General features: G+C 67.1%; 19 protein-coding genes. 9 read left to right on the forward strand and 10 right to left on the reverse strand.

The window, feature by feature from the left end:
• Positions 1-8 precede the first annotated feature (8 nt).
• Both RIC54_RS08680 and RIC54_RS08685 read right to left on the reverse strand, forming a co-directional pair.
• Positions 9-761 carry a DsbA family protein gene (locus tag RIC54_RS08680; RefSeq protein ID WP_350086909.1) on the reverse strand — a complete coding sequence of 251 codons (753 nt, stop codon included), beginning with the start codon at positions 759-761 and terminating at the stop codon, positions 9-11.
• A gap of 26 nt (positions 762-787) precedes the next feature.
• Complete coding sequence (locus tag RIC54_RS08685) at positions 788-2,104, reverse strand: M48 family metalloprotease (protein WP_350086912.1); 1,317 nt, start codon at positions 2,102-2,104, stop codon at positions 788-790.
• 154 nt (positions 2,105-2,258) lie between these two features.
• Between RIC54_RS08685 and RIC54_RS08690 the strand changes: the two genes are divergently transcribed.
• Together RIC54_RS08690 and RIC54_RS08695 are read left to right on the forward strand one after the other, a co-directional pair.
• A complete protein-coding gene (locus RIC54_RS08690) occupies positions 2,259-3,809 on the forward strand; it encodes a gamma-glutamyltransferase (protein WP_350086915.1) in 1,551 nt (516 codons plus the stop codon).
• The gene (locus RIC54_RS08695) at positions 3,806-4,969 is read left to right on the forward strand and encodes a pyridoxal phosphate-dependent aminotransferase (protein WP_350086918.1); all 1,164 of its coding nucleotides are present in this window, start codon (positions 3,806-3,808) and stop codon (positions 4,967-4,969) included. The genes RIC54_RS08690 and RIC54_RS08695 overlap by 4 nt, the downstream gene beginning before the upstream one ends.
• An 83-nt stretch (positions 4,970-5,052) precedes the next feature.
• On the opposite strand, the gene RIC54_RS08700 is transcribed toward RIC54_RS08695, so the two are convergent.
• Positions 5,053-7,779 carry a ribonuclease E/G gene (locus tag RIC54_RS08700; RefSeq protein WP_350086921.1) on the reverse strand — a complete coding sequence of 909 codons (2,727 nt, stop codon included), beginning with the start codon at positions 7,777-7,779 and terminating at the stop codon, positions 5,053-5,055.
• A 574-nt stretch (positions 7,780-8,353) separates the two neighbouring features.
• Here RIC54_RS08700 and RIC54_RS08705 point away from each other — a divergent pair.
• The 4 genes from RIC54_RS08705 (at position 8,354) to RIC54_RS08720 (ending at position 14,363) form a co-directional block, all read left to right on the forward strand.
• Positions 8,354-9,565 (forward strand): N-acetylmuramoyl-L-alanine amidase, encoded by a 1,212-nt coding sequence (locus tag RIC54_RS08705; protein WP_350086924.1) that lies wholly within the window; start codon positions 8,354-8,356, stop codon positions 9,563-9,565.
• Between the two features lie 128 nt (positions 9,566-9,693).
• Positions 9,694-12,144: a penicillin-binding protein 1A gene (locus RIC54_RS08710; protein WP_350086927.1), complete on the forward strand. Its 2,451-nt coding sequence runs from the start codon at positions 9,694-9,696 to the stop codon at positions 12,142-12,144.
• A gap of 41 nt (positions 12,145-12,185) precedes the next feature.
• Positions 12,186-13,317, forward strand: a protein-coding gene (prfB, locus tag RIC54_RS08715) for a peptide chain release factor 2 (RefSeq protein WP_350086930.1) whose coding sequence is annotated in 2 segments (ribosomal slippage) — positions 12,186-12,254 and positions 12,256-13,317 — 1,131 coding nt in all. Because the reading frame shifts where the segments join, the coding sequence is not laid out codon by codon here.
• A gap of 248 nt (positions 13,318-13,565) precedes the next feature.
• Positions 13,566-14,363 (forward strand): hypothetical protein, encoded by a 798-nt coding sequence (locus RIC54_RS08720; protein ID WP_350086933.1) that lies wholly within the window; start codon positions 13,566-13,568, stop codon positions 14,361-14,363.
• Between the two features lie 371 nt (positions 14,364-14,734).
• Here the strand turns inward: RIC54_RS08720 and RIC54_RS08725 are convergent, their stop codons facing one another.
• The 5 genes from RIC54_RS08725 to RIC54_RS08745 all read right to left on the reverse strand — a co-directional run bounded on the left by RIC54_RS08725 (position 14,735) and on the right by RIC54_RS08745 (position 19,219).
• Positions 14,735-15,064: a hypothetical protein gene (locus tag RIC54_RS08725; RefSeq protein WP_350086936.1), complete on the reverse strand. Its 330-nt coding sequence runs from the start codon at positions 15,062-15,064 to the stop codon at positions 14,735-14,737.
• A gap of 216 nt (positions 15,065-15,280) precedes the next feature.
• A complete protein-coding gene (locus tag RIC54_RS08730) occupies positions 15,281-16,054 on the reverse strand; it encodes an SDR family NAD(P)-dependent oxidoreductase (RefSeq protein WP_350086939.1) in 774 nt (257 codons plus the stop codon).
• A gap of 107 nt (positions 16,055-16,161) precedes the next feature.
• Complete coding sequence (locus tag RIC54_RS08735; protein ID WP_350086942.1) at positions 16,162-16,818, reverse strand: 2'-5' RNA ligase family protein; 657 nt, start codon at positions 16,816-16,818, stop codon at positions 16,162-16,164.
• A gap of 16 nt (positions 16,819-16,834) precedes the next feature.
• Complete coding sequence (locus tag RIC54_RS08740) at positions 16,835-18,241, reverse strand: M20 family metallopeptidase (protein WP_350086945.1); 1,407 nt, start codon at positions 18,239-18,241, stop codon at positions 16,835-16,837.
• A gap of 138 nt (positions 18,242-18,379) precedes the next feature.
• A complete protein-coding gene (locus tag RIC54_RS08745; RefSeq protein ID WP_350086948.1) occupies positions 18,380-19,219 on the reverse strand; it encodes a universal stress protein in 840 nt (279 codons plus the stop codon).
• Positions 19,220-19,420: 201 nt separating this feature from the next.
• Between RIC54_RS08745 and RIC54_RS08750 the strand changes: the two genes are divergently transcribed.
• The gene (locus RIC54_RS08750; protein WP_350086951.1) at positions 19,421-19,693 is read left to right on the forward strand and encodes a ParB N-terminal domain-containing protein; all 273 of its coding nucleotides are present in this window, start codon (positions 19,421-19,423) and stop codon (positions 19,691-19,693) included.
• A gap of 14 nt (positions 19,694-19,707) precedes the next feature.
• Here the strand turns inward: RIC54_RS08750 and RIC54_RS08755 are convergent, their stop codons facing one another.
• Together RIC54_RS08755 and RIC54_RS08760 are read right to left on the reverse strand one after the other, a co-directional pair.
• Positions 19,708-20,412 (reverse strand): flavodoxin family protein, encoded by a 705-nt coding sequence (locus RIC54_RS08755; protein ID WP_350086954.1) that lies wholly within the window; start codon positions 20,410-20,412, stop codon positions 19,708-19,710.
• 4 nt (positions 20,413-20,416) lie between these two features.
• Positions 20,417-20,863 carry a DUF302 domain-containing protein gene (locus RIC54_RS08760; RefSeq protein WP_350086957.1) on the reverse strand — a complete coding sequence of 149 codons (447 nt, stop codon included), beginning with the start codon at positions 20,861-20,863 and terminating at the stop codon, positions 20,417-20,419.
• A gap of 247 nt (positions 20,864-21,110) precedes the next feature.
• On the opposite strand from RIC54_RS08760, the gene RIC54_RS08765 reads away from it, so the two are divergent.
• Positions 21,111-21,941, forward strand: coding sequence for a ferritin-like domain-containing protein (locus RIC54_RS08765; protein ID WP_350086960.1), 831 nt, complete (start codon positions 21,111-21,113; stop codon positions 21,939-21,941).
• Between the two features lie 48 nt (positions 21,942-21,989).
• Positions 21,990-23,801 carry an adenylate/guanylate cyclase domain-containing protein gene (locus RIC54_RS08770; RefSeq protein WP_350086963.1) on the forward strand — a complete coding sequence of 604 codons (1,812 nt, stop codon included), beginning with the start codon at positions 21,990-21,992 and terminating at the stop codon, positions 23,799-23,801.
• The last annotated feature ends 2 nt before the right edge of the window (positions 23,802-23,803 follow it).

Genomic DNA, 23,803 nt, shown 5'->3' on the forward strand with positions numbered 1-23,803 from the left:
GCTTGGCGTCAACCGCCGGCTTCGCGCGCCTTCTTCACCAGTGCGGCCAGATGTTCCTTGGGCGCGGCGCCCGGCACCACGACGCGGCCGACGGTGAAGGCCGGCGTGCCCTCGATCTGCAGGGCCTGGGCGAGCTTGTAGTTGGCGTCGATGATCGCCGTGACCGCCGGGTCTTCCATGTCCTTCTTCAGCCGGTCGAGGTCGAGCCCGGCCTCCGAGGCCGCCTGCCAGATCGCGCCTTCGCTGAGCCGGCCGCGCAGCCCCATCAGCGTCACGTGGAACGGCTCGTACTTGCCCTGCATGTTGGCGGCCAGCGATGCCCGCGCCGCGACGACCGATGCCGGCCCGAGGATCGGGAACTCCTTGAGCACCAGACGGATGTTCCCGTCGCCGTGCACCAGCTCCATCAGCGGCGGCATCATGGTCTTGCAGTAGCCGCACTGGTAGTCGAAGAACTCCACCACCGTTACGTCACCATTCGGGTTGCCGAGGACCGGATCGCCGCTGCTGCGCTCCAGAACGGTCAAGTTTTCGGCGATGGCGGCCTGGACCGCCTGCTCCTTCTGGGCCTTCTGCCGGGCCTCGATCGAGGCGACCGATTCGAGCAGAACTTCCGGGTGCTTGAGGATGTAGTCGCGAATCAGAGCCTCGATCGCGGTCTTCTGCTCGGCAGTGAACGGCTCGGCGGCGCCGACCGGCGCGCCACCGACCAGCATTCCTGCCACGAGTGCCGCGGCGGACAGACGACGAACAAACGGCATTTCGGTTCTCCGGGTGTGAACGGCGATCAGCCGTTTTTCTTCTTCTCGTACTCGCGCTTGGCCAGTTCTTCGATGTCGAGGGCGCGCAACGTGGCGGCCGAGCCCTTGGGCAACTGCGCCTGGGCCCGCTTGGCTTGCCCTTCCGCGTCGCGCCAACGGCGCTCGCGGATGGCCTCTTCGGCGAGTGCCAGGGCGCTGTCGCCAAGCCGGCCGACCCGTCCGTAGGCAATGGCAAGTTCGCGCCAGGCTGACGACCAGTCGTCCTCGGTCCGGATCGCCGATTCCATGTGGGCCAGTGCCTGCTCGTCCGATGCCGCATCGTTCATCGCCAGCAGGTTGCGTGCCAGAAGCACCTCGATCTGCCCGCTGTGCGGGGCAAGCCGGTGTGCCGTCTCGTATGAGGGCAATGCCTCGACCGGGCGGCCGTTCTCGAACAGGATCTGCCCCTCCAGTTCGTGGAAGAACGGATCGTCTGGGTAGTCCTTGTTCAGGGCGCGCACCAGTTCAAGCGCCTTCGGCAGGTCGGGGATCTCGTAATAGGCGATGGCGCGGGCGTAGCGTGCCGGCAGGCTGTTGTCGGTCTCCGGATACTTCCGGAACGTCTGGGCCGGCGGTTTGATGAACGCGAACAGCTTGGCCACCATGCGGGCGTGCCGGTCCAACTGGTCCTTGGTGGCGGGCGTGTCGCGGAACTGGGACCGCTCCACATGCGCCTCGACCGTCGCGATCCGGTCGCGGGTGAGCGGGTGCGTGTTGAGATACGGGTCGCGCCGCGAGGGCGACAGCAGTTCCTGTCCCGACAAGACCCGCAGGAACTCGGTCAGCCCCTTCGCCGACTGGCCGGTCTGCTCAAGGAATGTGAGCCCGGCCTGGTCCGCGGACGATTCCTGGGTCCGGCTGTACTCCAGGAACGAACGTTCCGCGACGCTGCTGCCGCCGAGCGCGATGGCCGCGCCGGCGCCGGCGTTGCCCGCGGCCAAGGCCGCGCCGAGCCCCAGGATCGTGGCAACCAGCGCCGCCGTCGACGCCGAACTGATGGCATCGGAGGTCCGTGCGAGATGGCCGCCGGAGATGTGGCCGGTTTCGTGGGCGATCACCCCGATCAGCTCCAGAGGATCCTTGGTGCGCATCAGCAGGCCGGTGTGGATGAACAGATTCTGGCCGCCCGCGACGAACGCGTTCAGGCTGTCGTCCTTGATGATGTAGATGTCGATGGCCTCGGGGACCAATCCGGCCGCCTGGAACAGTGGCGTCGAGAAATCACGGATGGTAGCTTCGATCTCCGCGTCGCGGATGAGGCTGCGGCCTTGGGCGAAGGACAACCCTACGTTCGACAAGGTCATCAATGCCGTCAGCGCGACACAAGAGATCCACCGACCGGTTTTGCGCATGTCCATAACTGCCCGCCTTTTTGCCGTGGCACCTTACCGCTGGCTCGTCCTCCCGAAAACCCGGGCCGGCAACTATCGCACGCTCGTGCGAAATCGTGTCATCAGCATGGCTGCCGCGGCAATCACCGTGTTCGGGCTTGCCGCCTGCGCCCGCGACACGATCGACGTTCCGGAAGGATTTTTCGGTGCCGTCGCAGTGGAGGAGCCCCGCGCCGCCCTGCTGGCGCGCGACGTCCTGGTCAATGGCGGATCGGCCGCCGATGCCGCGGTGATCACCTATTTCGCGCTGGCGGCGACCCTGCCGTCCTCCGGCGGTCTCGGCGCCACCGGGTCCTGCCTGGTGTTCGACCCGGTCGAGGGGCCGCGCTTCGAGCGCCTGGAGTTTTACCCGGCCCCCGCGTCGGCACAGGGACCGACGGTGTCGCTGCCTTCCGGACCGCGCGCGATGTTCGCGCTGAACGCCCGTTACGGCCGGACCAAGTTCGAGGAACTGCTGATCGCGGCGGAGCGGCTGGCACGGTTCGGAGAGCCGGTGAGCCGGGCGTTCGCCCAAGACCTGGCCGCCGACGGGGGCATCCTGCGCGCCGATCCCGAGACGGCGCGGGTGTTCCTGCCGAACGGTCGGCCGCTGAACCAGCAGGACATGCTGGTCCAGCTCGATCTGTCGGCGACCTTCGGCCGGCTGCGTGGCGACGGGGTCGGGGCGCTGTATTCCGGGCCGATGGCCAAGGACTTCATCGCGGCCGCCGGCCACGCCGGTTATGCCGTCGACATCGACCGGCTGCGCGACGCCTTGCCGCGGTGGTCCACCGTCCAGGGGCTGGAGCACGACAACCACTCGTGGGCCGTTGCGGGCCAGGACCTGACCGACACGGCGTTGTCGGAGATTGCACTGGCCTCGGTGCTCAAGGGCGCGGACTGGGGCGACGGCAGCGTCGCGACGCGCCGCCACCTGCTGGCCGAGGCCATGAGCCGGGCGAGCGTGGCGGCCGTTGGCGGGGCCCGCGCTCTCAGCGCCGACGCGGCCGAGGATGCCATGGCGGGATACGATCCGGCACGCCGCGGGCTGTCGGCACCGCGATCCCGGCTGGCCGGGACGCTGGGCGAGCGGGGCGCGGAGGTCTCCGGGGCCACCGGGTTCTATGCAGTCGACCGGTCCGGCATGTCGGTCGGATGCGCCATCGGCCTCGGGGCGCCGTTCGGCACCGGCAAGGTGGCGCCGGGCTTCGGGTTCCTGCTTGGCCAACCGGTCGCTGCAACGGATGGCGGACCGGGTGCGGCGGCGCTGATGGTCGGCAATACCAATGCCTCGCAGCTTCATCTGGCAATGGCGTCGTCGGGCGGCCGTCCGGCGTTGTCGGCGCTGCTGGAAACCGCGCTGGATCACTGGGAACTCCAGGAGCATCTGGATGCGGTGGTTGCGGCTCCACGCGCGCACTATGCCGGTGGCGGAGACACCATGGTGGTTGAACTGGGCGTGCCGGACGAGCAGCGTCGCGCGCTGGAGGGCATCGGCTACCGCCTGTCCGAACAACCGCAAATCGGCCGGGTCAATGGCTTCCGCTGCGTCGAGGGCATCCCGAGGCGCGAGTTGCGCTGCGAGGCGGCAGTTGATCCGCGATCCCGTGGCCTGGGCTTCTTCGAGCGCGGGAAATGACCGGTAGCGCGCCGCGCGGCCTGCGCCCCTCAAGGCGCGGGCAGGTCTCTCCGTTCATCGTGATGGACGTGATGTCGGCCGCCGCAGCCCGAGAAGCCGCCGGACAGGAGGTCCTGCATCTTGAGGTCGGGCAGCCGTCGACGCCTGCGCCGAAGGGCGTCCTGGATGCGGCGCGGCGAGCCTTGGAGTCCGATCGCATCGGCTACACGGTCGCCCTTGGCATCCCGGCGTTGCGCGAACGGATCGCCCGTCACTACCACGATCTGTACGGGGTGGCGGTTCCGGCCGACCGGATCGCCGTCACCACCGGATCGTCAGCCGGTTTTCAACTGGCGTTCCTGTCGGCCTTCGACGCTGGCGCGCGGGTTGCCCTGGCGTCGCCGGGATACCCTGCCTACCGCAACATTCTGCAGGCGTTGAACATCGAGGCCGTGGACCTGCCGACGGAACATGCAGATCGTTACCAGCCGACGGTGGAGCGGCTGGAGGCGGCGGGCCCGATCGACGGCGTCATCGTGGCCAGCCCGTCGAACCCGACGGGCACGATGCTCGATGGCCCGGCGATGCGGCAGCTGGCGGAGTGGTGCCGAAGCCGAGGCGTCAGGCTGATCTCCGACGAGATCTACCACGGCATCGGGTACGGAATCCGGCCGGTGACCGCCCTTGAGACCGACCCGAACGCGATCGTCATCAACAGCTTCTCGAAGTATTTTTCGATGACCGGCTGGCGGATCGGCTGGATGGTCGTGCCGCAGGACCTGTTGCGGTCGGTCGAATGCCTGGCGCAGAACTTCTTCATCTCGCCGCCGACCCTGTCGCAGATCGCGGCGGTGGCGGCATTCGAGTGCGAAGAGGAGTTGCAGGCCAACCTGCGGCGGTACGCCGCCAACCGGGACGTGCTGCTGAACGAGTTGCCGAAGGCGGGGTTGGACGATCTGGCGCCGGCCGATGGCGCATTCTACGTCTATGCGAATGTGGCGGCGCACACCAACGACAGCGTCGAGTTCTGCCGGCGGTTGCTGGCCGAGACCGGTGTGGCCTGCACCCCGGGTGTGGACTTCGACCCGTCGCGCGGGCACGCCACGGTCCGGTTCTCGTTCGCCGGAGCGACCGATACCATGGCGGAAGCCTGCCGCCGGATCGCCGGCTGGCTGCGCTAACCACCGTTCACTCCCCACCAAAGAAGAACCCCGGTCAGCGGGTGCCGGCCGGGGTTCGACAGATCAGGGATGGAGACCGCGGATCAGCGGCGCCACCAGCCCTTCTTCGGCTTCTCGACAGGCGCGTCGATCGTCTTGACCTCGATCAGCGAGGCTGCGGCGATTGGCTCGTTCGCCGGCACCGGAGCAGAAGCGGCGGGTGCTTCGACGTCCTGCGCGACCGTCTGGTCTTGACCGGTCTCGCCGGTGATGGCGTGGTCCACAGGGTCGGCGGCGGGAGTTGCCTCGACCGGGGCTTCCGCCACAGCCGCCACATCTTCGGCGGGCTCGGCCTTCTTGCGACGGCGCGGCGCACGCTTGGGCTTCTCGGCAGTCTCGTCAGCCTTGTCTGCGGCCTTTGCCGCGGGCTTCGCCTTGGCGCGAGACCGTGGCTTGGCCTTCTTCACCGGCTCTTCGGCCACGACATCGATCGGTGCGGCCGAAGCGGCGGCGGCGTCGACGGTCTCCGGCTCTGGAGCGTCGGTCGACGGCACAGCCGCAGCATTCTCCGGCTGGACGGTCTCGGGGACATCCAAGGATGGCGTCGCATCCACGGTATCGGCAACCGGCGCCACTGGAACCTCGGCCGGCACGGTCTCTTCGGTCGAGCCCGCGCTCTCGGCAGCCTGTTCGGTATCGCCGGTCTCGCCGCCGGCCTGGACGGAGGCGTCCTCGTCGCTGCGACGGGCCCGCCGCCGACCGCCACGCCGGCCGCGCCGGCGCCGCTTGCGGGTGGCCTCGTCTTCCTCGGACTCGCCCGACCGCTCCTCGTTCTCGGCGGCCGGCTGGCTGACCGCGTCGGCTTCCCCGGAGTCACTCTCCGGTGCCGCCGTCTCAGCGGCCGGACGATCGTCCGATCCTTCGCCGCTCCGCCGACGCCCACCGCGTCGCCGACGCCGGGGCCGTCGCGTGCCGCGCTCGTCGTCGGACGCCTGTTCTGGGGCGCTGCTGCGCTTGCCCTGGGTCGGCTGATCCTCGTTCTCGTCGCTGTCGTCGGTCTCGTCGACGATGTCGTCCTCGTCCTCGACGACCACCGGCACGGATGCCACGGCGTTCTGGAAGGCGGCGCGCTCTTCGGCGGTCTTCGGCCGCGGACGCTCGATCCGGTGATCAGGCGGGATCAGGCTTTCGTCCTGCTCCAGCAAGACCTGGCAGCCGTAGCGCTGCTCGATCTCGGCCAGTCGGGCGCGTTTGTGATTGAGGATGTAGAGCGCGATGCTGGCGGGGATGTAGACGACGATCTCCGCCGAGCGATTGCGCATGCCCTCTTCTTCGATGACCCGCAGGGCGTGCAGCGCAGCCGACTCGACCGAGCGGATGTGGCCGGTGCCCTTGCAGTGCGGGCATACCTGGGTGCTCGCCTCGAACAGGGACGGTCGCAGCCGCTGCCGGGACAGCTCCATCAGGCCGAAATGGCTGATCCGGCCGATCTGGATGCGCGCCCTATCGGATTTCATCGCCTCCTTCATGCGGCGCTCGACCGCATGCTGGTTGCGTGACTCCTCCATATCGATGAAGTCGATCACGATCAGCCCGGCGAGGTCGCGCAGGCGCAGCTGGCGAGCCACCTCGTCGGCGGCCTCGAGATTGGTCTTGAGCGCTGTCTCCTCGATGTTGCGCTCACTGGTAGCGCGGCCCGAGTTGACGTCGATCGCGACCAGCGCCTCGGTCTGGTTCAGGACGATGTAGCCGCCCGATTTCAGCTCGACCGATGGGCTGTGGATGGCGTCCAGCTGGCTTTCGACCTGATAGCGATGCAGCAGCGGGGTGTGGGGGTCGCGGTACGGCTGCACGCGCTTGGCATGGCTCGGCACCAGCGCCTTCATGAAGTCCTTGGCGATCCGGTAGCCTTCCTCGCCTTCGACCTGCACTTCGTCGATGTCGCGGGCGTAGAGATCACGGATCGAGCGCTTGATCAGGTTGGCTTCTTCATAGATCAGGCACGGCGCACTGGACTTCAGCGTGGTCTCGCGGATGTCGTCCCACAGGCGCAGCAGGTACTCGTAGTCGCGCTTGATCTCGGTCTTGGTGCGCTCGCTGCCGGCGGTGCGAACGATCACCGCCATGCCGTCCGGAACGTCCAGGCCTTCGACGATTTGCTTGAGCCGCTTGCGGTCGCCGGCGTGGGTGATCTTGCGGCTGACGCCGCCGCCGCGCGCGGTGTTCGGCATCAGCACGCAGTAACGACCGGCCAGCGACAGGTAGGTGGTGAGGGCGGCACCCTTGTTGCCGCGCTCTTCCTTGACGACCTGCACCAGCATGATCTGCCGGCGGGCGACCACTTCCTGGATCTTGTAGCGGCGGTTGACGGTCTTGCGCTTACGGCGCACGTCCTCGACGGGGTCGCCGCCGACCGTCTCCGGGCGGGCCTGGGTCTCTGCGGCGTCGCCTTCGGCGCCGGACGCGCTCTCGTCGGTGTCGGAAGCCGCAGGCTCCTCGGACACCTCGGGCTCGTCGTTGTCGTCCTCCATCTCCTCAGAGGCGCGCGCGCGCTCCTCGCGGAGCAGGGCTTCGCGATCCTCGATCGGAATACGATAGTAGTCCGGGTGGATTTCCGAGAACGCCAGGAAGCCATGACGGTTGCCGCCGTACTCGACGAAGGCAGCCTGCAGCGACGGCTCTACCCGGGTGATCCGGGCGAGGTAGATGTTACCCTTGAGCTGCTTCTTGGTAGCGGTCTCGAAGTCGAAGTCTTCGAGACGGTTGCCGTCGACCACCACAACCCGGGTTTCCTCCGGGTGGGTGGAGTCGATGAGCATACGTTTGGTCATTGAGGCTGATCTCCGTCGCGCGCCACCGCTGAAAGCGGACGATCGCAGCGGCGCGTGAGCGCGCGGCCGCGGGCGCGGTGCATTGGGTTGAAGGTCTTCCGGCGTCATGCCGGGTCCGGGCCGGACAACGCGCACCACGCCGCGCGCCAAGATCGGTGTCGATCAGGCTCGTCGGCATCGGTGCGGGCGACGGGGTGGTAACCGTCGCCGTTCCGGTCGGAAAAGAAGCAGGTCTCACGTGATTTGGCCCTGCGCCGGTCGAACGGATAGGCCGTTCAACTGGTGTTCGAAAAGATCTGTCGGTTGTTCCACGGCTCGGTTCAGTCCCAGGAAACTCCCGGATCTGACAGCCTGCCAGAACAGAGGCACCATACTGTTCCGTGTCCATGCAAACAATGGTTTCTTTCGCGCCTGCGGCAGGCGCCGCAGCGTTTAGAAGGGACAACGCAACATCGAAGCTGTTCATGTGCACTCGAAACTCTATCGCCTAATTTGATGAAATTGAACTCTTTTTGTTGCGTTGCGACGGTTCATCCGGCAATCTCGCAGAGGTTTGTGATGGAGGAGCGGGCGGGTGGCTGCGATCTGCCGGATCATGATGATGTTCGCGATTGCAGTAGGGGTCGCCGTGCTGGCGGTTGGCGGACCCGTGCGAGCGGCGACGGACGTGACCGACTTGCGGGTCGGCCAGCACCCGGACAAGGTCCGCTTCGTCCTTGACCTCAGCGATCGCGCCGACTTTCTGGTCTTCCTGCTACCGGACCCCTACCGCATTGTCGTTGACCTTCCGCAATTGAACTTCAACCTGCCGGATGACGGTCGGTCACGGCGGGTCGGAGCCGTCACCGGCTGGCGCTACGGGTTGTTCGAGCCCGGCACGTCGCGGGTGGTGATCGACGCCAGCGCGCCGATGATCGTCAAGGCCGCGTTCGTGCTGCCGCCGTCCGGCAGCAACGGACACCGTCTGGTGATCGATCTGGCTCCGACCGATCGGGACACCTTCATCGCCGCATCGAACGATTCGGTGGCCAAGCGCGTGGCGCTCCGGGCCCCATCCCTCGAGGCGCCGACACCGGTTCCGGCACCGGCAGGCGATTTGCGGCGGGTCATCGTGATCGACCCGGGGCATGGCGGCGTCGACCCGGGCGCCCTCGGCCACAAGCATCACGAGAAGGAAATCGTGCTGGCGGCGGCCAGGACGCTGGCCCAGAGGCTCGAGCAGACCGGCCGCTACAAAGTGGTCATGACCCGGGATCGCGATGCCTTCGTCGGTCTGCGCGACCGGATCGCCATCGCGCGCCGGGCCGGCGCGGACCTGTTCATGTCGCTGCACGCCGACTCAATCGACGACAAGTCGCTGCGCGGCCTGTCCGTCTACACCCTGTCCGAAACCGCCTCGGACCAGGAGGCGGCGGCCCTGGCCGCGGAAGAGAACAAGGTCGACATCATTGCCGGCCTCGACCTGTCGGACCAGGCGCCCGAGGTAACCGATATCCTGATCGATCTCGCCCAGCGGCGGACCAAGAACCTGTCGGCGCGGATGGCGGCGCACGTTGTCGAGGAGATGGCGAAGGTCACCCCGCTTCTGAACCGCTCGCACCGGTTTGCCGGCTTCGCTGTCCTGAAGGCTCCGGACGTGCCGTCGGTGCTGGTCGAACTTGGGTTCCTGTCCAATCCGACCGACCACAAGAACCTGGAGGACCCGGCTTTCCGGAATCGTCTCGCCGAGGGGCTCGCCCGGGCGATCGACAGCTACTTCCAGGGCGTCCAGTCCGCTTACCGCTGAACTCCCGGATCAACCACAGCCGCGTCACATTTCGACGATAACGCTGCGCATCAGGCGGCGATCTGCTAGGTTTCCCGACGGGCGGGAGGCAAGCGGGGAAGCGCGAACGGGCTAAGGACTGACGCAGAATGCGGTGGCTTCTCGGACTTCTGGCAACGATCTTCATCATGGCGATCGCGGGCGCCGGCGCCGTACTGTACGGCTTCTATCACTTCGGACGCGGCTTGCCGGACTACGACTACCTTGCGGACTACGAGCCGCCGGTGGTGACTCGCGTGCATGCAGGCGACGGGCGGCTGCTGGCCGAGTATGCCCGGAACGAGCGGGTCTTCGTCCCGATCGAGGCGATTCCCAAGCGGGTCATCAAGGCTTTCCTGGCCGCCGAGGACAAGAACTTCTACGAACACCCCGGCGTCGACTTCGTCAGCCTGTTGTCGGCCATCGTCATCAACGTGAAGAACTACGGCGCGGGGCGCCGGCCGGTCGGAGCGTCGACGATCACCCAGCAGGTTGCGAAAAACTTCCTGCTGACGAACGAGGTCTCGGTCGAGCGCAAGGCCAAGGAAGCGATCCTGGCCTTCCGCATCGAGCGCTCGCTGAGCAAGGACCGGATCCTCGAACTGTATCTTAACGAGATCTATCTGGGCTTCGGCTCCTACGGAGTGGCCGCTGCGGCGTTGAACTACTTCGACAAGCCGCTGTCGGCGCTGACTGTCGGCGAGGCCGCGTACCTTGCAGCCCTGCCCAAGGCACCGAACAACTATCATCCGATCCGGCGCCACCAGGCGGCCGTCGAACGGCGCAACTACGTGATTTCCCAGATGCGCCGCAACGGCTTCATCTCACAGGCCGAAGGCGACGCAGCACTTGGCGAGCCGCTGGTAACGCGCGCCACCTCGGCGAGCGATGTTGCCTCGGCTGACTACTTTGCCGAAGAGGTCCGCCGACACCTGCTGCGGCAGTACGGCGAGGGTCCGTTGTACGAAGGTGGCCTGTCGGTCCGGACCAGCATCGACTCCCGCCTGCAGGTGATTGCCGACAAGGTGCTGCGGCGCGGACTCGAGGACTACGACCGGCGCCACGGCTGGCGCGGACCGGTCGCGACGGTACCGGTCGTCGCCGGCTGGGGCGATGCCCTGGCGGCGATCGAGCCGCCGAAGGGGCTCGGAAGCTGGCGCCTTGCCGTTGTGTTGCAGTCGAACGCCAAGGACGCCCGGATCGGCTTCGCCGATGGCGCGCTGGGGACCATCCCGTACGCCGAGGTGAAATGGGCACGCGCATGGTTGGAGGACCAGCGGTTCGGCGGGCAGCCGAAGTCGGTCGACGAGGTCCTGAAACCCGGCGACGTGATTCCGGTCGAGCCGGTGGCCGCCGGCGAGGATGGCGAGGCGTATCCGGACGGTACCTACGCGTTGCGCCAGATCCCGGATGTCGGCGGGGCGATCGTTGCGCTCGACCCGCACACCGGTCGGGTCCTGGCGATGAGCGGTGGCTATGATCCCAAGATGAGCGAGTTCAACCGGGCGGTCCAAGCCAGGCGGCAGCCCGGCTCGTCGTTCAAGCCCTTCGTTTACCTGGCGGCCCTGGACGAGGGGTACTCACCAACGACCCAGATCCTGGATGCACCCTTCGTGATCGACCAGGGTGTCGGTCTCGGAAAGTGGAAGCCGTCGAACTACACCAACAAGTTCTACGGACCGACGCCGATGCGGATCGGTATCGAGCAGTCCCGCAACCTGATGACCGTGCGGTTGGCGCAGACCATCGGGATGGAGAAGGTCGTCGAGTATGCCGAGCGTTTCGGAGTGGTCGAAGGCATGAAGCCGCACCTGTCCTATTCGCTGGGGGCCGGCGAGACCACCTTGCTGCAGATGACCGCGGCCTACGGCATGCTGGTGAACGGCGGCAAGCGAATCGAGCCGAGCCTGATCGACCGCATCGTGGACCGACACGGAAAAACGCTGTGGCGCCACGACACGCGGCCGTGTGAAGGCTGCAACCCGTCCTCGTGGAACGGGGGGTCGCCGCCGGCGATCCCGGACACGCGCGCGCAGCTGGTCGATCCGGCATCGGCGTATCAGATCGTGTCGATGCTGGAGGGCGTGGTGCTGCGCGGAACGGGCCGGCGGATCGCCGAGCTCGGCCGGCCGCTGGCGGGCAAGACCGGCACCACCAACGAGAATTTCGACACCTGGTTCATCGGGTTCTCGCCGAACCTGGCGGTCGGGGTGTTCGTCGGCTTCGATCAGCCGCGCACGCTTGGTGCCCGCGATACCGGATCGAGCGTTGCCGCCCCGATCTTCAAGGATTTCATGGGCGAGGCGCTGGACGGCACCCCGGTCGTCGATTTCCGGATACCGCCGGGTGTTCGACTGGTCTGGATCGACCACGATACCGGCGTTCGGGCCTCGCCGGGCGCCCGTGGCGCGATGCTCGAAGCGTTCAAGCCGGGTACCGAACCGGGCAGCGTGCGGACCGTCCTCGACGGCGGTGTGCCGTCCGGCGACACTGATGCCGCACCGTCGGCGACAAGCGGACCGCGACCGCCTGTTGCGACCGGCGGGTCGGGGCTCTATTAAGTCGTCCGGACGCCCGACCACCCTGCGTCTCGGAGAACGCCATGCGCGCGGAAATCACCGCAACCGCCGAAGAGATCAAGCAGTCGATCGAGCTGCTGAGGAGGCATCTTTGACTGGGATGTCTCGACGACCCGCCTGTCCGAACTGGATGCGCTGACCCAGGACCAGGCGCTCTGGGATGATCCCGATCGCGCGCAGAAACTGATGCAGGAGCGCACGCGCCTGGAGAGGCAGCTTGGCGAGGTCAAGCAGCTGAGCCAGGGGCTTGAGGACGCGCTGATGCTGATCGAGCTCGGCGAGACCGAGGGCGACGACGCCACGGTTGTCGATGCCGAGAAGGAACTCGAAGCGATCCGGGTGAAGGCTGAGTCGATGCAGATCGAGAGTCTGCTGTCGGGCGAGGCCGATGCCAACGATTGCTACCTTGAGGTCCACGCCGGTGCCGGCGGCACCGAAGCCCAGGACTGGGCGGAAATGCTGTTGCGGATGTACACCCGCTGGGCGGAACGGCGCGGGTTCAAGGTCGAGTGGCTGGAAGAGAGCCAGGGCGAAGAAGCCGGCCTGAAATCCGCAACCGTCAAGATCAGCGGCCACAACGCCTACGGTTGGCTGAAGATCGAGAGCGGCGTTCACCGGCTGGTGCGGATATCGCCGTACGACAGCCAAGCGCGCCGCCACACCAGCTTCTCGAGCGCCTGGGTCTATCCGGTGATCGACGATTCGATCGACATCGTGGTCGAGGACAAGGACCTGAAGGTCGACACCTATCGCGCTTCCGGCGCCGGTGGCCAGCACGTCAACCGGACCGATTCCGCGATCCGGATCACCCACATCCCAAGCGGCATCGTGGTGCAGTGCCAGGCCGACCGATCGCAGCACCGCAACCGGGCGACCGCGATGGAGATGCTCAAAGCCAGGCTCTACGAGGCCGAGCTGAAGCGGCGCGAGGAAGAGGCCAACGCCACCGAGGCCACCAAGTCGGACATCGGGTGGGGCCACCAGATCCGGTCCTATGTCCTGCAGCCGTACCAGATGGTGAAGGACCTGAGGACCAACGAGGAGTCGGGCAATCCGTCGGCGGTGCTCGACGGTGACATCGATGCGTTCCTGGAGGCGGCGTTGGCTGCCCGGGTTGGGATGACCCGAACCGGCAAGGGGCCTGACGGCACCTGACCGGTTGCCGCAACGCGCGTGATCGAAGGCCGGGCCGTGTGCCCGGCCTTCGTCGTTTCCGGCCCTGAATCGGCATCGCGTTCCGAGTCGCAGCATTCTGAAAATCCGACAACGGCGGGCGTGGCCCGTCAGCCGTCCGGAGACGCGCGTTTTCCGCCTGCCCGACCATAGGGTGCGAGAAGGCCGGAAACCCTACATCAGGTGGTGTATTATATACGATAGTACAAAACCTTGTGGGGAGACCGGCCATGGCCAGTCATCTGGAACTTGCTCAGCGGTACATGACGGAGTCGATCGGCTTGCTGCAGCGATCGGGTTACCGGTTGTCGCTCAACTTCGACCTGAGCGGCTGGGCGGCCCTGCTGCGTTCGGCACCGAAGATCGGAATCGTGAACCCGACCTTCGATCCCGCTCACAGTGACCTGAGGGCAAACGAAGCGTTCTGGCTGCAGCTCAATGACGAGGTCGGGGTGGCGGCATGCATTGCCGACCGGCTGTTCCGGACCGATGACTTCGTTGCCAATGAACTGGCGACCGGCCGGGTGTGGTACTCCAGCCCCGGAGAGGGCGACCGACCGGAACTGCTGCCGGACGTACCGCTTGGCCGGTACACCGGCCGGGTCGGTCACGCCGGCGGGCTGTGGGTCCATCCGCGGCGGCGCAAGGACGGCTTGTCGTGGATACTGCCGCGGCTGGTCCGCGCGCTGTCGATCATCAACTGGAGCGTCGACCGGCACTGCGGCCTGGTGTTCGAGGGCATCCACGACTCGGGGCTTTCAGCCCAGGCCTACGGCTTTCCGGAGTCGCACGCTGTCGTCGAGGGATACTTCCCGCCAACCCGCGCCGATGCGCGGGTGTTCGTCATCCACATCGATCTCGACCAGATCGTCGCCCAGTTCGAGGACGATCTAGTTCGGATGACAGACCGCCACTGCGAGATGCGTGACGTCGCGACCATTGTCGGTCAGCGGGTACACCAGCCGATGGTAGGTGCCGGTGTAGTCCAGATGGGTGGTGGCGATGCGCGACAGAACAGCGGTGCCTGAGGCCTTCACCATCGCGTAGGAATCCCGGACGAAGGACCGGTACCCCGGACTGGGAATCTCGGCGAGGCGGCGGCCGGTGAAGTTCGCCGCCTTGGCCACCCTGGCGCGGAAGCCGTAGCTCTCGAATACGAACCGGTCAGGGTCATCGGCGCGAACGTCGACGAGGTGCATGTAGCCGATCACCTGGCCCAACATCGTGTCGGTCAGCAAGACCTCTTGCTCCGGCAGGAGGTGGCGGCGACGGCGATTTTCCCAGGCGTTGTACAGGCGGATCAACGGCGTGTCGGTTCCGACCACGAAGCCGTCGGTGCCCATGAAACGCACCCGGGTCACTTCTGCCTGACCCGAGTAGACACGCAACGACATCGCCCTCACCAATCGAACAGTATCACCACCATCTGATGGGGACGGCCGAACGGAAGCACCAGCGAGTTCACGGCGCTGTCCTGGCCCCATTCATGGGTGAAGGCGATTGGCGTCGCCAGACTCACCTCACGGACCGTTTCCGCCGCGATACCTTCGTGCATCCGCGTCAGCTCATCCCCTACGAAGATCGGATCGGCCAGCACACCATGCTCGCTTCGCTCGAACACGACACTGCGCTCGCCGACGATCTCCGGAAAGGACAGGATACAGGCAGCACGGTCTTCAGGCGACCGTTTATGCAGCAGGTCGAACCAGGTCGCCAGTCCCGCCTGCAACCGCTGTCCAGCGGACCCCATCCTCAGAAGACTCTTTCGAACAGGTTCGACGTGACGGAGCGGGGTGATACTGGCTGACATGTCGCAATCCAGAGGATGACTATCGTAGATTGTATACTTCGGGCGCCATGGGTCGGCAACGTCAAATCCACGCCGACGGTCATGCCGGGGTGAGATTACGCAAATCAATTGCATGTTTTCATTGTGTATTCCGGCCTACGGCATGGCCATGCGGATCATGCCGCCGTCTACCGGGACCTGGGCACCGGTGATGTAGCCGGCGGCCTCGGATGCCAGGAACGCCACCAGCGCCGCCAGTTCTTCCGGTTCACCGAACCGGCCCATCGGGATGCTCTGGCTGATCTCGGCGCGGCGGGCCTCCTCGGTGGGGAACAGCCGACCGGTGATCTGCGGAGTGTTGATCCGGCCCGGCGCGATGCAGTTGACGGTGATGCCGTGAGGCGCCAGTTCGGCGGACAGGCTGCGCGACCAACTCCACAGCGCCGCCTTGGCGGGGGAGGCAGCGTTGATGCGCCGCTGGGTCATCGCACCGGTCAGAGTGACGATGCGGCCCCAGCCGGCGGCTTTCATGCCGGGCAGTAGACCCTCGGTGATCCGTCGCGCGGCCGAGAAATTGAGGGCGAAAGCTTCGTCCCACCAGGCATCGTTCGTCGAACCGGCATCGGACTCCGGGCGGGGCCGGGACCCACCCGCGTTGTTCACGAGGATATCGATGCGGCCGAGCGCATGCTGCGCCTCGTCGACCACCCGGTCCGTCCCGTCGACGGTCGTGATGTCAGCGGCGATTGCCGTCGGGGTCGGTGCACCGGATGCGGAGATTTCGTCCCGCAGCGCCGCAAGCAGAGCCTCGTTTCGGCCGGCGATGGCAACCTGAACCCCTTCGGCGGTCAGGGCCAGCGCAGTCGCCCGCCCGATCCCGGTGGTTGCCCCGGTGATCAGCGCGCGCTTGCCGGAGATCCTCAGATCCATGCGTTCCTCCTCAGGTGGATGGCCGGCCGCACGCTACGCAGGTCGGGCGGGCCAGCCAACGCCACCATCGACACTACACCGATCCCGGCAGCGCTCGAGTTCGACCGTTATCCGGCAAGCGGAAACGTGCTGAGAGGTGTCTCGTCGAGTGCCGGGTAGCGTCGTTCCAGCACAAGGCGCATCGCGTCGACCGGCCACTCGACCACCGGGTGCTCCAGCCACGTCCCGAGCGGCCGCGTCCACGCGGTGTCGACCGGCCGATCGAGCCGGGAGACGGTCGCGTGAGTTGAAGTCGTCCGGAACACCGGCGCGAGCCCGGATACGGCCGCTTCAACCGAATCGCGGATCGTCTCCAGGGGTGGGCTGGGGTGGGCTTCTATGATAACCGCATCGCCGCGCATCCCGGTACGGTCAAAGGCCAGCGTGAACGGCGCCGTTCGGCCGGCGACGCGGTGCAGCGCTTCGGTAACCGGCCGCTCCAGTATTGCCCAGATCGATTCCGGTGGCGTCGGGTAGATGGCCCGGACATAGACGATCGAGAATACCGTCAGGTGCAGGGTTTCCGCCGGCGCGTGCTGCATGGCCAGTCCGGTGCTCCCGGCCATGGCGTGGCGCAGCCGCACCAGGTCGGCACGGGTCTCGGCCGGTGGTTGAATCTGGAGGTTGACCGCATAGCAGTCGGCGCCGAACGCCAACTCACGCACGGGTGGCCTGCCGTCCGGATCGCTGCGCGGATCCGCCCGGTCCACCCTGCCGCTTGCCATGGTCACTGTCGTGCCGTCAGGCGCGCGGGAACTCCTCGCCCAGATCCCAGAACAGCCCGGTCATCATCCGCAGACCGTCGCGCATCAGCGGGGCCAGGACATGTTCGTTCGGCGCGTGCTGCGAGCAGCCGGCGTAGCTGTGCGGCACCCACAGGGTCGCCATGCCGAGCATGTCGAGGAAGATGTCGTTGGGCAGCGACCCGCCGGAGTTCGGGATGACCCCCGGCTTCACGCCGAGGGTCTTCTCGATCGACGCGGACGCCCAGCCTACCGCGGGATGGTCCGGGTCGAGCCGCGAGGCGCCCAGCATCGACTGGCGCATGGTGTCGACCACGATGCCGTCGAAACCGTTGTCCTCCAGATGCGCACGGATCGCCGGCAGGAACGTGTCGGGGTCGGTTTCGACCACGAAACGGATCTGGCAGATCGCCTCGGCGAACGGCGGCACGGCGTTCTGCGGCTTGTCCGGATCGCCGCTGATGAACGACAGGACCTCGAAAGTGTTCCAGCCGAACACTTTCTCGGCGGCCGTGAAGTTCGGCTCGCCCCACCAGGGATCGATCGACGGGTCGTCCGGTCCCGGAACGACTTCGAGCCCGCCAAGCGCGGACCGCACCGAGTTCGGCATGTGCTCCGGCTTCAGGGCCGGCAGCTTGATCTGGCCTTTCGGCCCGACAATGGAGGTGATGGCGTGCATCAGCACGATGGCCGGGTTCGCCAACAGCCCGCCCCAGTTGCCGGAGTGGTGCCCGCCCTCGCGGTACTCCAGCCGCATGCGGAAGTTCAGGCAGCCGCGGGTGCCGAGCTTCATGTCCGGCTTGTCGGCGGCCAGGCGCGGCCCGTCGGACGCGATCAGCAGATCGGCCTTCAGCAATTCCTTCTGGGAGAAGCAGAACTCCCGCAGGCCGGGCGAACCCATCTCCTCGGCCATCTCGATCAGGAAGGTGACGTTGTAGCCAAGCTTGCCGCGGGTCTCCAGAACGTGGCGCATCGCCTCCATGTTGATGGCGTGCTGGCCCTTGTTGTCGGCGGTGCCGCGTCCGTACCAACGCTCGCCCCAGCGTTCGTCCTTCACGACGTCCAGGGTCCAGGGATCGCGGCCGTCCTTCCAGCGCCCCTCCTCGCCCGGCACGGTGTCGCCGTGGCCGTAGCAGAACAGGGTCGGCAGGCTGGGATCCTCGATCCGGCGCGCCACCAGGAAGGGCGCACGGTCCAGAACGGGATTGGCGTGAATGTGCACGTCGAAACCCATTGCCTCGAAGCGCGGCCGCATGAGGTCGTCCAGATAGGCGAACAGGTCGGGCTTGTGCTCTTCCTCGCGCGACGAACTTGGCACCGCCACGCGGGTTGCCAACTCCGCCCGGAACTCATCGGCATCGAAATACCGTTCGACCGCTTCGATAGCGTTAGCGCGGGTGCTCATCGCCCACTCCTTGCAGCATTGATGGCAAACGGGGCGGCGGGACGACCGTAATTCGGCCGGGGCCCCGTTCGGATTGCAGAGCAGGACAGTGCCTAAATCCGCTGCCGGGGGGAAGCCCTCCGGCGGGTCGAATCTCAGTCAGTGGGACATGAACAGCGGTACCGTCATCGTGCGCAGCATGTCGTGGGTCACGCCACCGAGCACCATCTCGCGCAAACGGGTGTGCCCGTAGGCGCCGAGAACGACAAGATCGACGTTCTCGTCGGCTATCCGTGCCAGCAGGACCTCGCTGACCGACAGGTCCCGGTTGTTGTAGACCTGAACCTCGACCTTGACACCGTGCCGCGCCAGATGCGTGGCGATGTCCGCGCCGGGTTGCTCGCCGTGCCCGTCCCGGCCGGGGCGCGGGTTGACGATGGCTACCACGACCTGCTCGGCGGCCTCGAGCACCGGAAGAGCATCGTTCACGGCGCGCGCAGCCTCACGGCCGGCGTCCCAGGCGACCATCACGCGTCGTCCCGGCCGCTGCTGCGCGCCGATGTACGGGACGATGAGGGCCGGCCGGCCGCTGCCGAGCAGCACATCCTCGACCAGTTCCGGCGACCCGGTCAGCGGGTCGCTGGTGTCGGCCTGGCCCATGATGACGAGGTCTGTGTAGCGGGCATGCCTTGCAATCAACTGGTCGACCGGGTTCAGCGTCAGCTCGGTGCGGGTCTCGAACGCGATGCCGGCGGCGCTTGCCTGGCTGGAGAACGTGTCGACGATGGTCGCGAGGTCGGTCTTCAGGTTGGCGCGCATCTGGGAGAAGACGGCGGCCGGGATTTCGGCCTCGACGTATGACGGCATCGATGGTTCGTGCGCGACGGCGAGCGCCGTCAGGTGCGCTCCATGGCCCACCGCCAACGCGATCGCGGTCTCGGCCCGCTTGAGCGACGATCTCGAGGGGTCCAGATGGACCAGAAGGTTCTTGAGCGCCATGGATGCCTCCGTTGCTGGTGCAGGGGGTCCGTCGGCAAGCAGTCGATCCTTACGGCCACGTTGCCGCATTGATATGAATCATATGGGTACTCCCGCCGCGTCGCGCATGGCAGCCGGCTGGCGCCGCCGGTTTGCCGATCGCGTCGTGACTCCGGCCCCGCGATGCTGGAAGCTGGTGATTGGTAGTACCCGGATGTCTGGATGGAGAGCGCTGGTGGGGTTGACGCCATGAAGGACGAGAAGATCCCGATCGCCGAGATCTATGTACCCGCCAAGCGGCAGGCGACCTTGAACCCGGAGACGGTAGAGCAGCTCGCTGCGGCGATTCTCGAAGAAGGCCAGAAGGCCCCGATCCAGGTCCGCCACGACGGCAAGCGGTTTGTCCTGGTCGAGGGCCTGCACCGGCTCGAAGCGTGCCGGGCGCTTGGCGAGGAAACCATCGTCGGCGTGCGCGTCCAGGCGAAGAAGTTCTAGCGGACCCCCGAAGGTTATCCGTCCGGGTGGTCGAACCGCTCACCGTCCTGCCACTGCTTCGGCACGTTCCCGTGCGCCGGAATGCCGCCCGCGTCCTTCAGCAGGCGGGCCATGTGCATCAGGTTCCAGGTCATGAAGGTGGTGTTGCGTTTCGTGAACTCGTTGTCGAGCCCGGCGCCGTCGTCGCCATAGGATGGTCCCGGCCCGGCCTCGCCGATCCAGCCGCAGTCGGCCTGGGGCGGGATGGTGTAGCCGATGTGCTGCAGAGCGTAGAGAACGGTCATCGAACAGTGCTTGATGCCATCCTCGTTGCCGGTGACCACGCACCCTCCGACCTTGCCGTAGAACACGTACTGCCCGGCATCGTTGGTCTGGGCGCTGTGGGCGTACAGCCGCTCGATGATGACCCGGCAGACGGACGATTCCTCGCCAAGCCAGATCGGCGTGCCCAACACCAGGATGTCGGCATCGCGGACCTTCGGCCAGAACTGCTCTGGCCACGCGTCGGTCGACCAGCCGTCCTTGCGCATGTCGGGCTGGATGCCGAACGCGATCGGATGATCGACGGCGCGCAGGTAATCGGTGAGCACACCACTGGCCTGCATGATTGCCATGGATCTGCGCATCAGCCGTTCGGTGTGAGACACCTTCGGCGAGCGGGTCAGCGTGGTGTTGATGAACAGCGCCCGCAGATCGGCATGGGACGTATGGCCCGGCATCGGCCTACTTGGACGCCGCGGTGGTCAGCTTTTCGAGCGCGCCGGCCATCTTCGCGAACGCCTCGTCGGCTCCCATGATGCCGTACCGGGTCTTCAGGGTGTTGGGGTTCTCGTAGCCGATCCGGGTGACCCCGTCCTCCTCCCAGATCAGGACGCGCAACGGCAGGTCGAGGGCCGCCCGTCGGTCGGCCTTAATGATCGGGGTACCGATCTTGGGGTTGCCGAAGATCACGAGCACGGTGGGATCCAGGTCGTCGCCCGCCGCCTTGGCGCCGGCGGCATGATCGACCCTGGCGAAGACGGTGGCGCCGGCCTGCTCGACGGCGGCGACCAGGCGGTCCGCCGTTTCGGCGGTGGAGCCCGAGCTATCGCGGACGACCCATCCGTCGATGGCCTGGGCGGGGGTGACGGCAATGACCATCACGGCGAGGATCGCGGCAAGCTTTTCCAAGGCGCCCTCCGATCTGGTGGAGCGGTTGGCGGGAGGATCCAGCCAACGACAGTGTTCTCCAGGTTTTTCACAAGGAAAGTGTCCGGGCGGCCGCCCGGTTCCTTCGCTCACGGCGCTGTGACCGAAGGTTCCGTTCACGGACCGGCCGGGCATTGGAGAAAGAGCGGCGGAGTACGTCCGTTCCGGTTGACGCAAACGCCGCGCGGACGCACTAGGGGCTTATGGTCCGCACATCCAATCGATCGAGATGACCAGCAGCGATATCGGCGAGGCGGCCCGCACCGTCCTGGGCACTGCCGATGCGCGCGGCAAGGCCGTCGCCGGGCGGGCGGTAGCCGCAGCGTGGCGGGCCGGCGGCCTTGCCATGCCGAGGCGCGTCGACCTGCCGGACCGGCCGGCGCGGCCGGCGGAACCGCCGCTGCTGTCACCGCACGCCGTGCGCAAGCGCAAGATCACCGCGGCGCCGGCCGGCCGGATCGCGCTGCTGCACGCGATTGCCCATATCGAACTGAACGCCGTCGACCTGTCGTGGGATGCGGTGGCCCGGTTCCCGGATGCCGGCTTCCCGCGTGCCTACGTCGATGACTGGGTTCGGGTGGCCGACGAGGAGTCCAAGCATTTCCTCCTGCTGGCTGACCGGTTGGACGCGCTGGGGTCCCGCTATGGGGCGCTGCCGGCCCATGACGGGCTGTGGCAGGCGGCGGAACAGACGATGGACGACCCGCTGGCCCGCCACGCCGTGGTGCCGCTCGTGCTCGAAGCGCGCGGACTCGACGTGACCCCGGCGATGATCGGCAAGCTGCGGTCGGTCGGCGACGATGGGTCGGCCGACATCTTCCAGGTCATCTACGACGACGAGATCGGCCACGTGGCGGTCGGCAAGCGCTGGTTCGATTATCTGTGCATCCAGCGCGGGCTGGAGCCCGTATCAACGTGGCAGGATATCGTTCGCGCCCGGTTCCGCGGCGGGGTCAAGCCGCCGTTCAACGTGCCGGCCCGCGAGGCGGCGGGATTCTCGTCGGCGTTCTACGGTCCTCTCGGCGAGGAATACGAGGCGGCCCGACGCGACAACCGGTAGCGCCCCGGCGGGCAGTCTGCGGGCAGACGGCGGCAACGGAGGGAAGCCATGGCCACGCATGTCGTCGAATGGGAGTTCGATCATCCCCCGCAGGTCGTCTGGCCGGTGCTGGCCGACACGGCCCGCTTCAACGAGGCGTCCGGCCTGCCGAAGCATCCGGTGCGCCGCGAGGAGCAACCCGACGGTTCCGTGCGGTTCTTCGCCGAGGCGCGCATGGGGCCATTCCAACTCGCCTGGGAGGATATCCCGGTGGAATGGGTGACCGATCGGTGGTTCCGGCACGAGCGGCGGTTTTCCCGCGGGCCGCTTGCCACCCTGACGGCCACGGCGGAACTGCGCCCCTCCGCGCGCGGCACGGTCTGCCGCTACACGATGGACGCCGAGCCTTCAGGCCTGATCGGTCGGCTGGTTCTTGCGGGTGGCTTTTTCTCGACTGCCGAGAAGGGGTTCAATCGGCTGATCGACGGTGTGCGGGCGCATCTCGCGGGGCAGCGCCCTGTCGCCTACGAGCCGTCGCGTCCGCCCCTGGATGCGGCCCGGCAGCAGCGGCTGGCCCGGCTGGTCGATACCATCGAGGCCAGCGGCAACGGGCATGGTCTGGCGGCTCGCCTCGCCGATCTGGTGCGGGCCGGCCAGGACCTGGACGTCGAGCGCATGCGGCCGCGCGCGCTGGCACGCCGCTGGGGGGTCGCCGAACGATCGGCGATCGAACTCTGCCTGCAGGCAGTGCGCGACGGCATGCTGGAGTCGCGTTGGGACATCCTGTGCCCGCGGTGCCGCGGCGCCCAGATGTCGGCGACCGCCCTGGACCGACTGCCGACCAAGGCGCATTGCGACAGCTGCAATGTCGGTTACGACCGCGACTTCGCGCAGAACGTCGAGCTGAGCTTCCACCCGGCACCGGGCGTCCGGCCGGTCACCGAGGGCGAGTTTTGCCTGTTCGGGCCGATGTCGACGCCCCACGTGCTGGCCCAGGTTCGCCTGGAGCCGGGGGACAGCCGCTCGCTTCCGGCCGATCTCGCCGCCGGCCCGTGGCGCTACCGCACGCTGGATCCGGGAGAGGCGGCCGACGTTGCGATCGGTGAGGGTGACGGGGCCCCCGCCGCAATCGTCACGGCGTCAGGGGTCCAGGCCGGGTCGGCGGGGGAGGCCGGGACCTTGTCGCTGGAAAACCGGGATACGCGGCCTAGGGTGGTGGTGGTGGAGTCGCGGCGCTGGGTCGAGGATGCCCTGACCGCGCACCGCGTTACCACCATGCAGGCGTTCCGCGACCTGTTCGCCGGCGACGTGCTGCGCCCTGGCGACGAGGTCGCGATCGCCCAGATCGCCTTGCTGTTCACTGATCTGTCGGGATCGACAGCGCTGTACGAGCGGATCGGCGACGCGGCGGCGTATCGGCTGGTTCGCGAGCATTTCGCGTTCCTTACCCGGACCATCCGCGCCCACGACGGCGCGGTGGTGAAGACCATCGGCGACGCGGTGATGGCGGCGTTCGCGGAACCCGCCGACGCGGTTCGGGCGGCGATCGCGGCCCAGGCTGCGGTCCACGGGTTCAATCGGGAGCAGGGAACTGACGGGATCGCCATCAAGATGGGCGTACACGCCGGGCATTGCATCGCGGTGACGCTGAATGACCGGCTCGACTATTTCGGAACGATGGTCAATCTGGCCGCCCGCCTGCAGGGGCTGGCGCGCTCCGGCGAGGTGCTGCTGTCCGGGTCGCTGGCGGAGGATCCGAAGGTAGCCGAGGTGCTGGCGGGAACGGCACCAGGATGCCGCCAGACGGTCAGCGTGCGCGGGGTGGAGCGGGAGGTTGCGGTGTTGCGCCTGACCGGTCCGTTCGCCGCTCACGGAGATTGAGG

Source organism: Thalassobaculum sp. (genome assembly GCF_040219215.1).
Taxonomy (GTDB): Bacteria; Pseudomonadota; Alphaproteobacteria; order Thalassobaculales; family Thalassobaculaceae; genus Thalassobaculum_A.

Bases quoted from the DNA above. Each gene is read 5' to 3' on its own strand.
- RIC54_RS08680 (WP_350086909.1), bottom strand. From the start codon at position 761: ATGCCGTTTGTTCGTCGTCTGTCCGCCGCGGCACTCGTGGCAGGAATG.
- RIC54_RS08730 (WP_350086939.1), bottom strand. From the start codon at position 16,054: ATGGATCTGAGGATCTCCGGCAAGCGCGCGCTGATCACCGGGGCAACC.
- RIC54_RS08700 (WP_350086921.1), bottom strand. From the start codon at position 7,779: ATGACCAAACGTATGCTCATCGACTCCACCCACCCGGAGGAAACCCGG.
- RIC54_RS08755 (WP_350086954.1), bottom strand. From the start codon at position 20,412: ATGCCGGGCCATACGTCCCATGCCGATCTGCGGGCGCTGTTCATCAAC.
- RIC54_RS08735 (WP_350086942.1), bottom strand. From the start codon at position 16,818: ATGGCAAGCGGCAGGGTGGACCGGGCGGATCCGCGCAGCGATCCGGAC.
- RIC54_RS08765 (WP_350086960.1), top strand. From the start codon at position 21,111: ATGACCAGCAGCGATATCGGCGAGGCGGCCCGCACCGTCCTGGGCACT.
- RIC54_RS08695 (WP_350086918.1), top strand. From the start codon at position 3,806: ATGACCGGTAGCGCGCCGCGCGGCCTGCGCCCCTCAAGGCGCGGGCAG.
- RIC54_RS08745 (WP_350086948.1), bottom strand. From the start codon at position 19,219: ATGGCGCTCAAGAACCTTCTGGTCCATCTGGACCCCTCGAGATCGTCG.
- RIC54_RS08770 (WP_350086963.1), top strand. From the start codon at position 21,990: ATGGCCACGCATGTCGTCGAATGGGAGTTCGATCATCCCCCGCAGGTC.
- RIC54_RS08750 (WP_350086951.1), top strand. From the start codon at position 19,421: ATGGAGAGCGCTGGTGGGGTTGACGCCATGAAGGACGAGAAGATCCCG.
- RIC54_RS08685 (WP_350086912.1), bottom strand. From the start codon at position 2,104: ATGACCTTGTCGAACGTAGGGTTGTCCTTCGCCCAAGGCCGCAGCCTC.
- RIC54_RS08690 (WP_350086915.1), top strand. From the start codon at position 2,259: ATGGCTGCCGCGGCAATCACCGTGTTCGGGCTTGCCGCCTGCGCCCGC.
- RIC54_RS08740 (WP_350086945.1), bottom strand. From the start codon at position 18,241: ATGAGCACCCGCGCTAACGCTATCGAAGCGGTCGAACGGTATTTCGAT.
- RIC54_RS08720 (WP_350086933.1), top strand. From the start codon at position 13,566: ATGGCCAGTCATCTGGAACTTGCTCAGCGGTACATGACGGAGTCGATC.
- RIC54_RS08710 (WP_350086927.1), top strand. From the start codon at position 9,694: ATGCGGTGGCTTCTCGGACTTCTGGCAACGATCTTCATCATGGCGATC.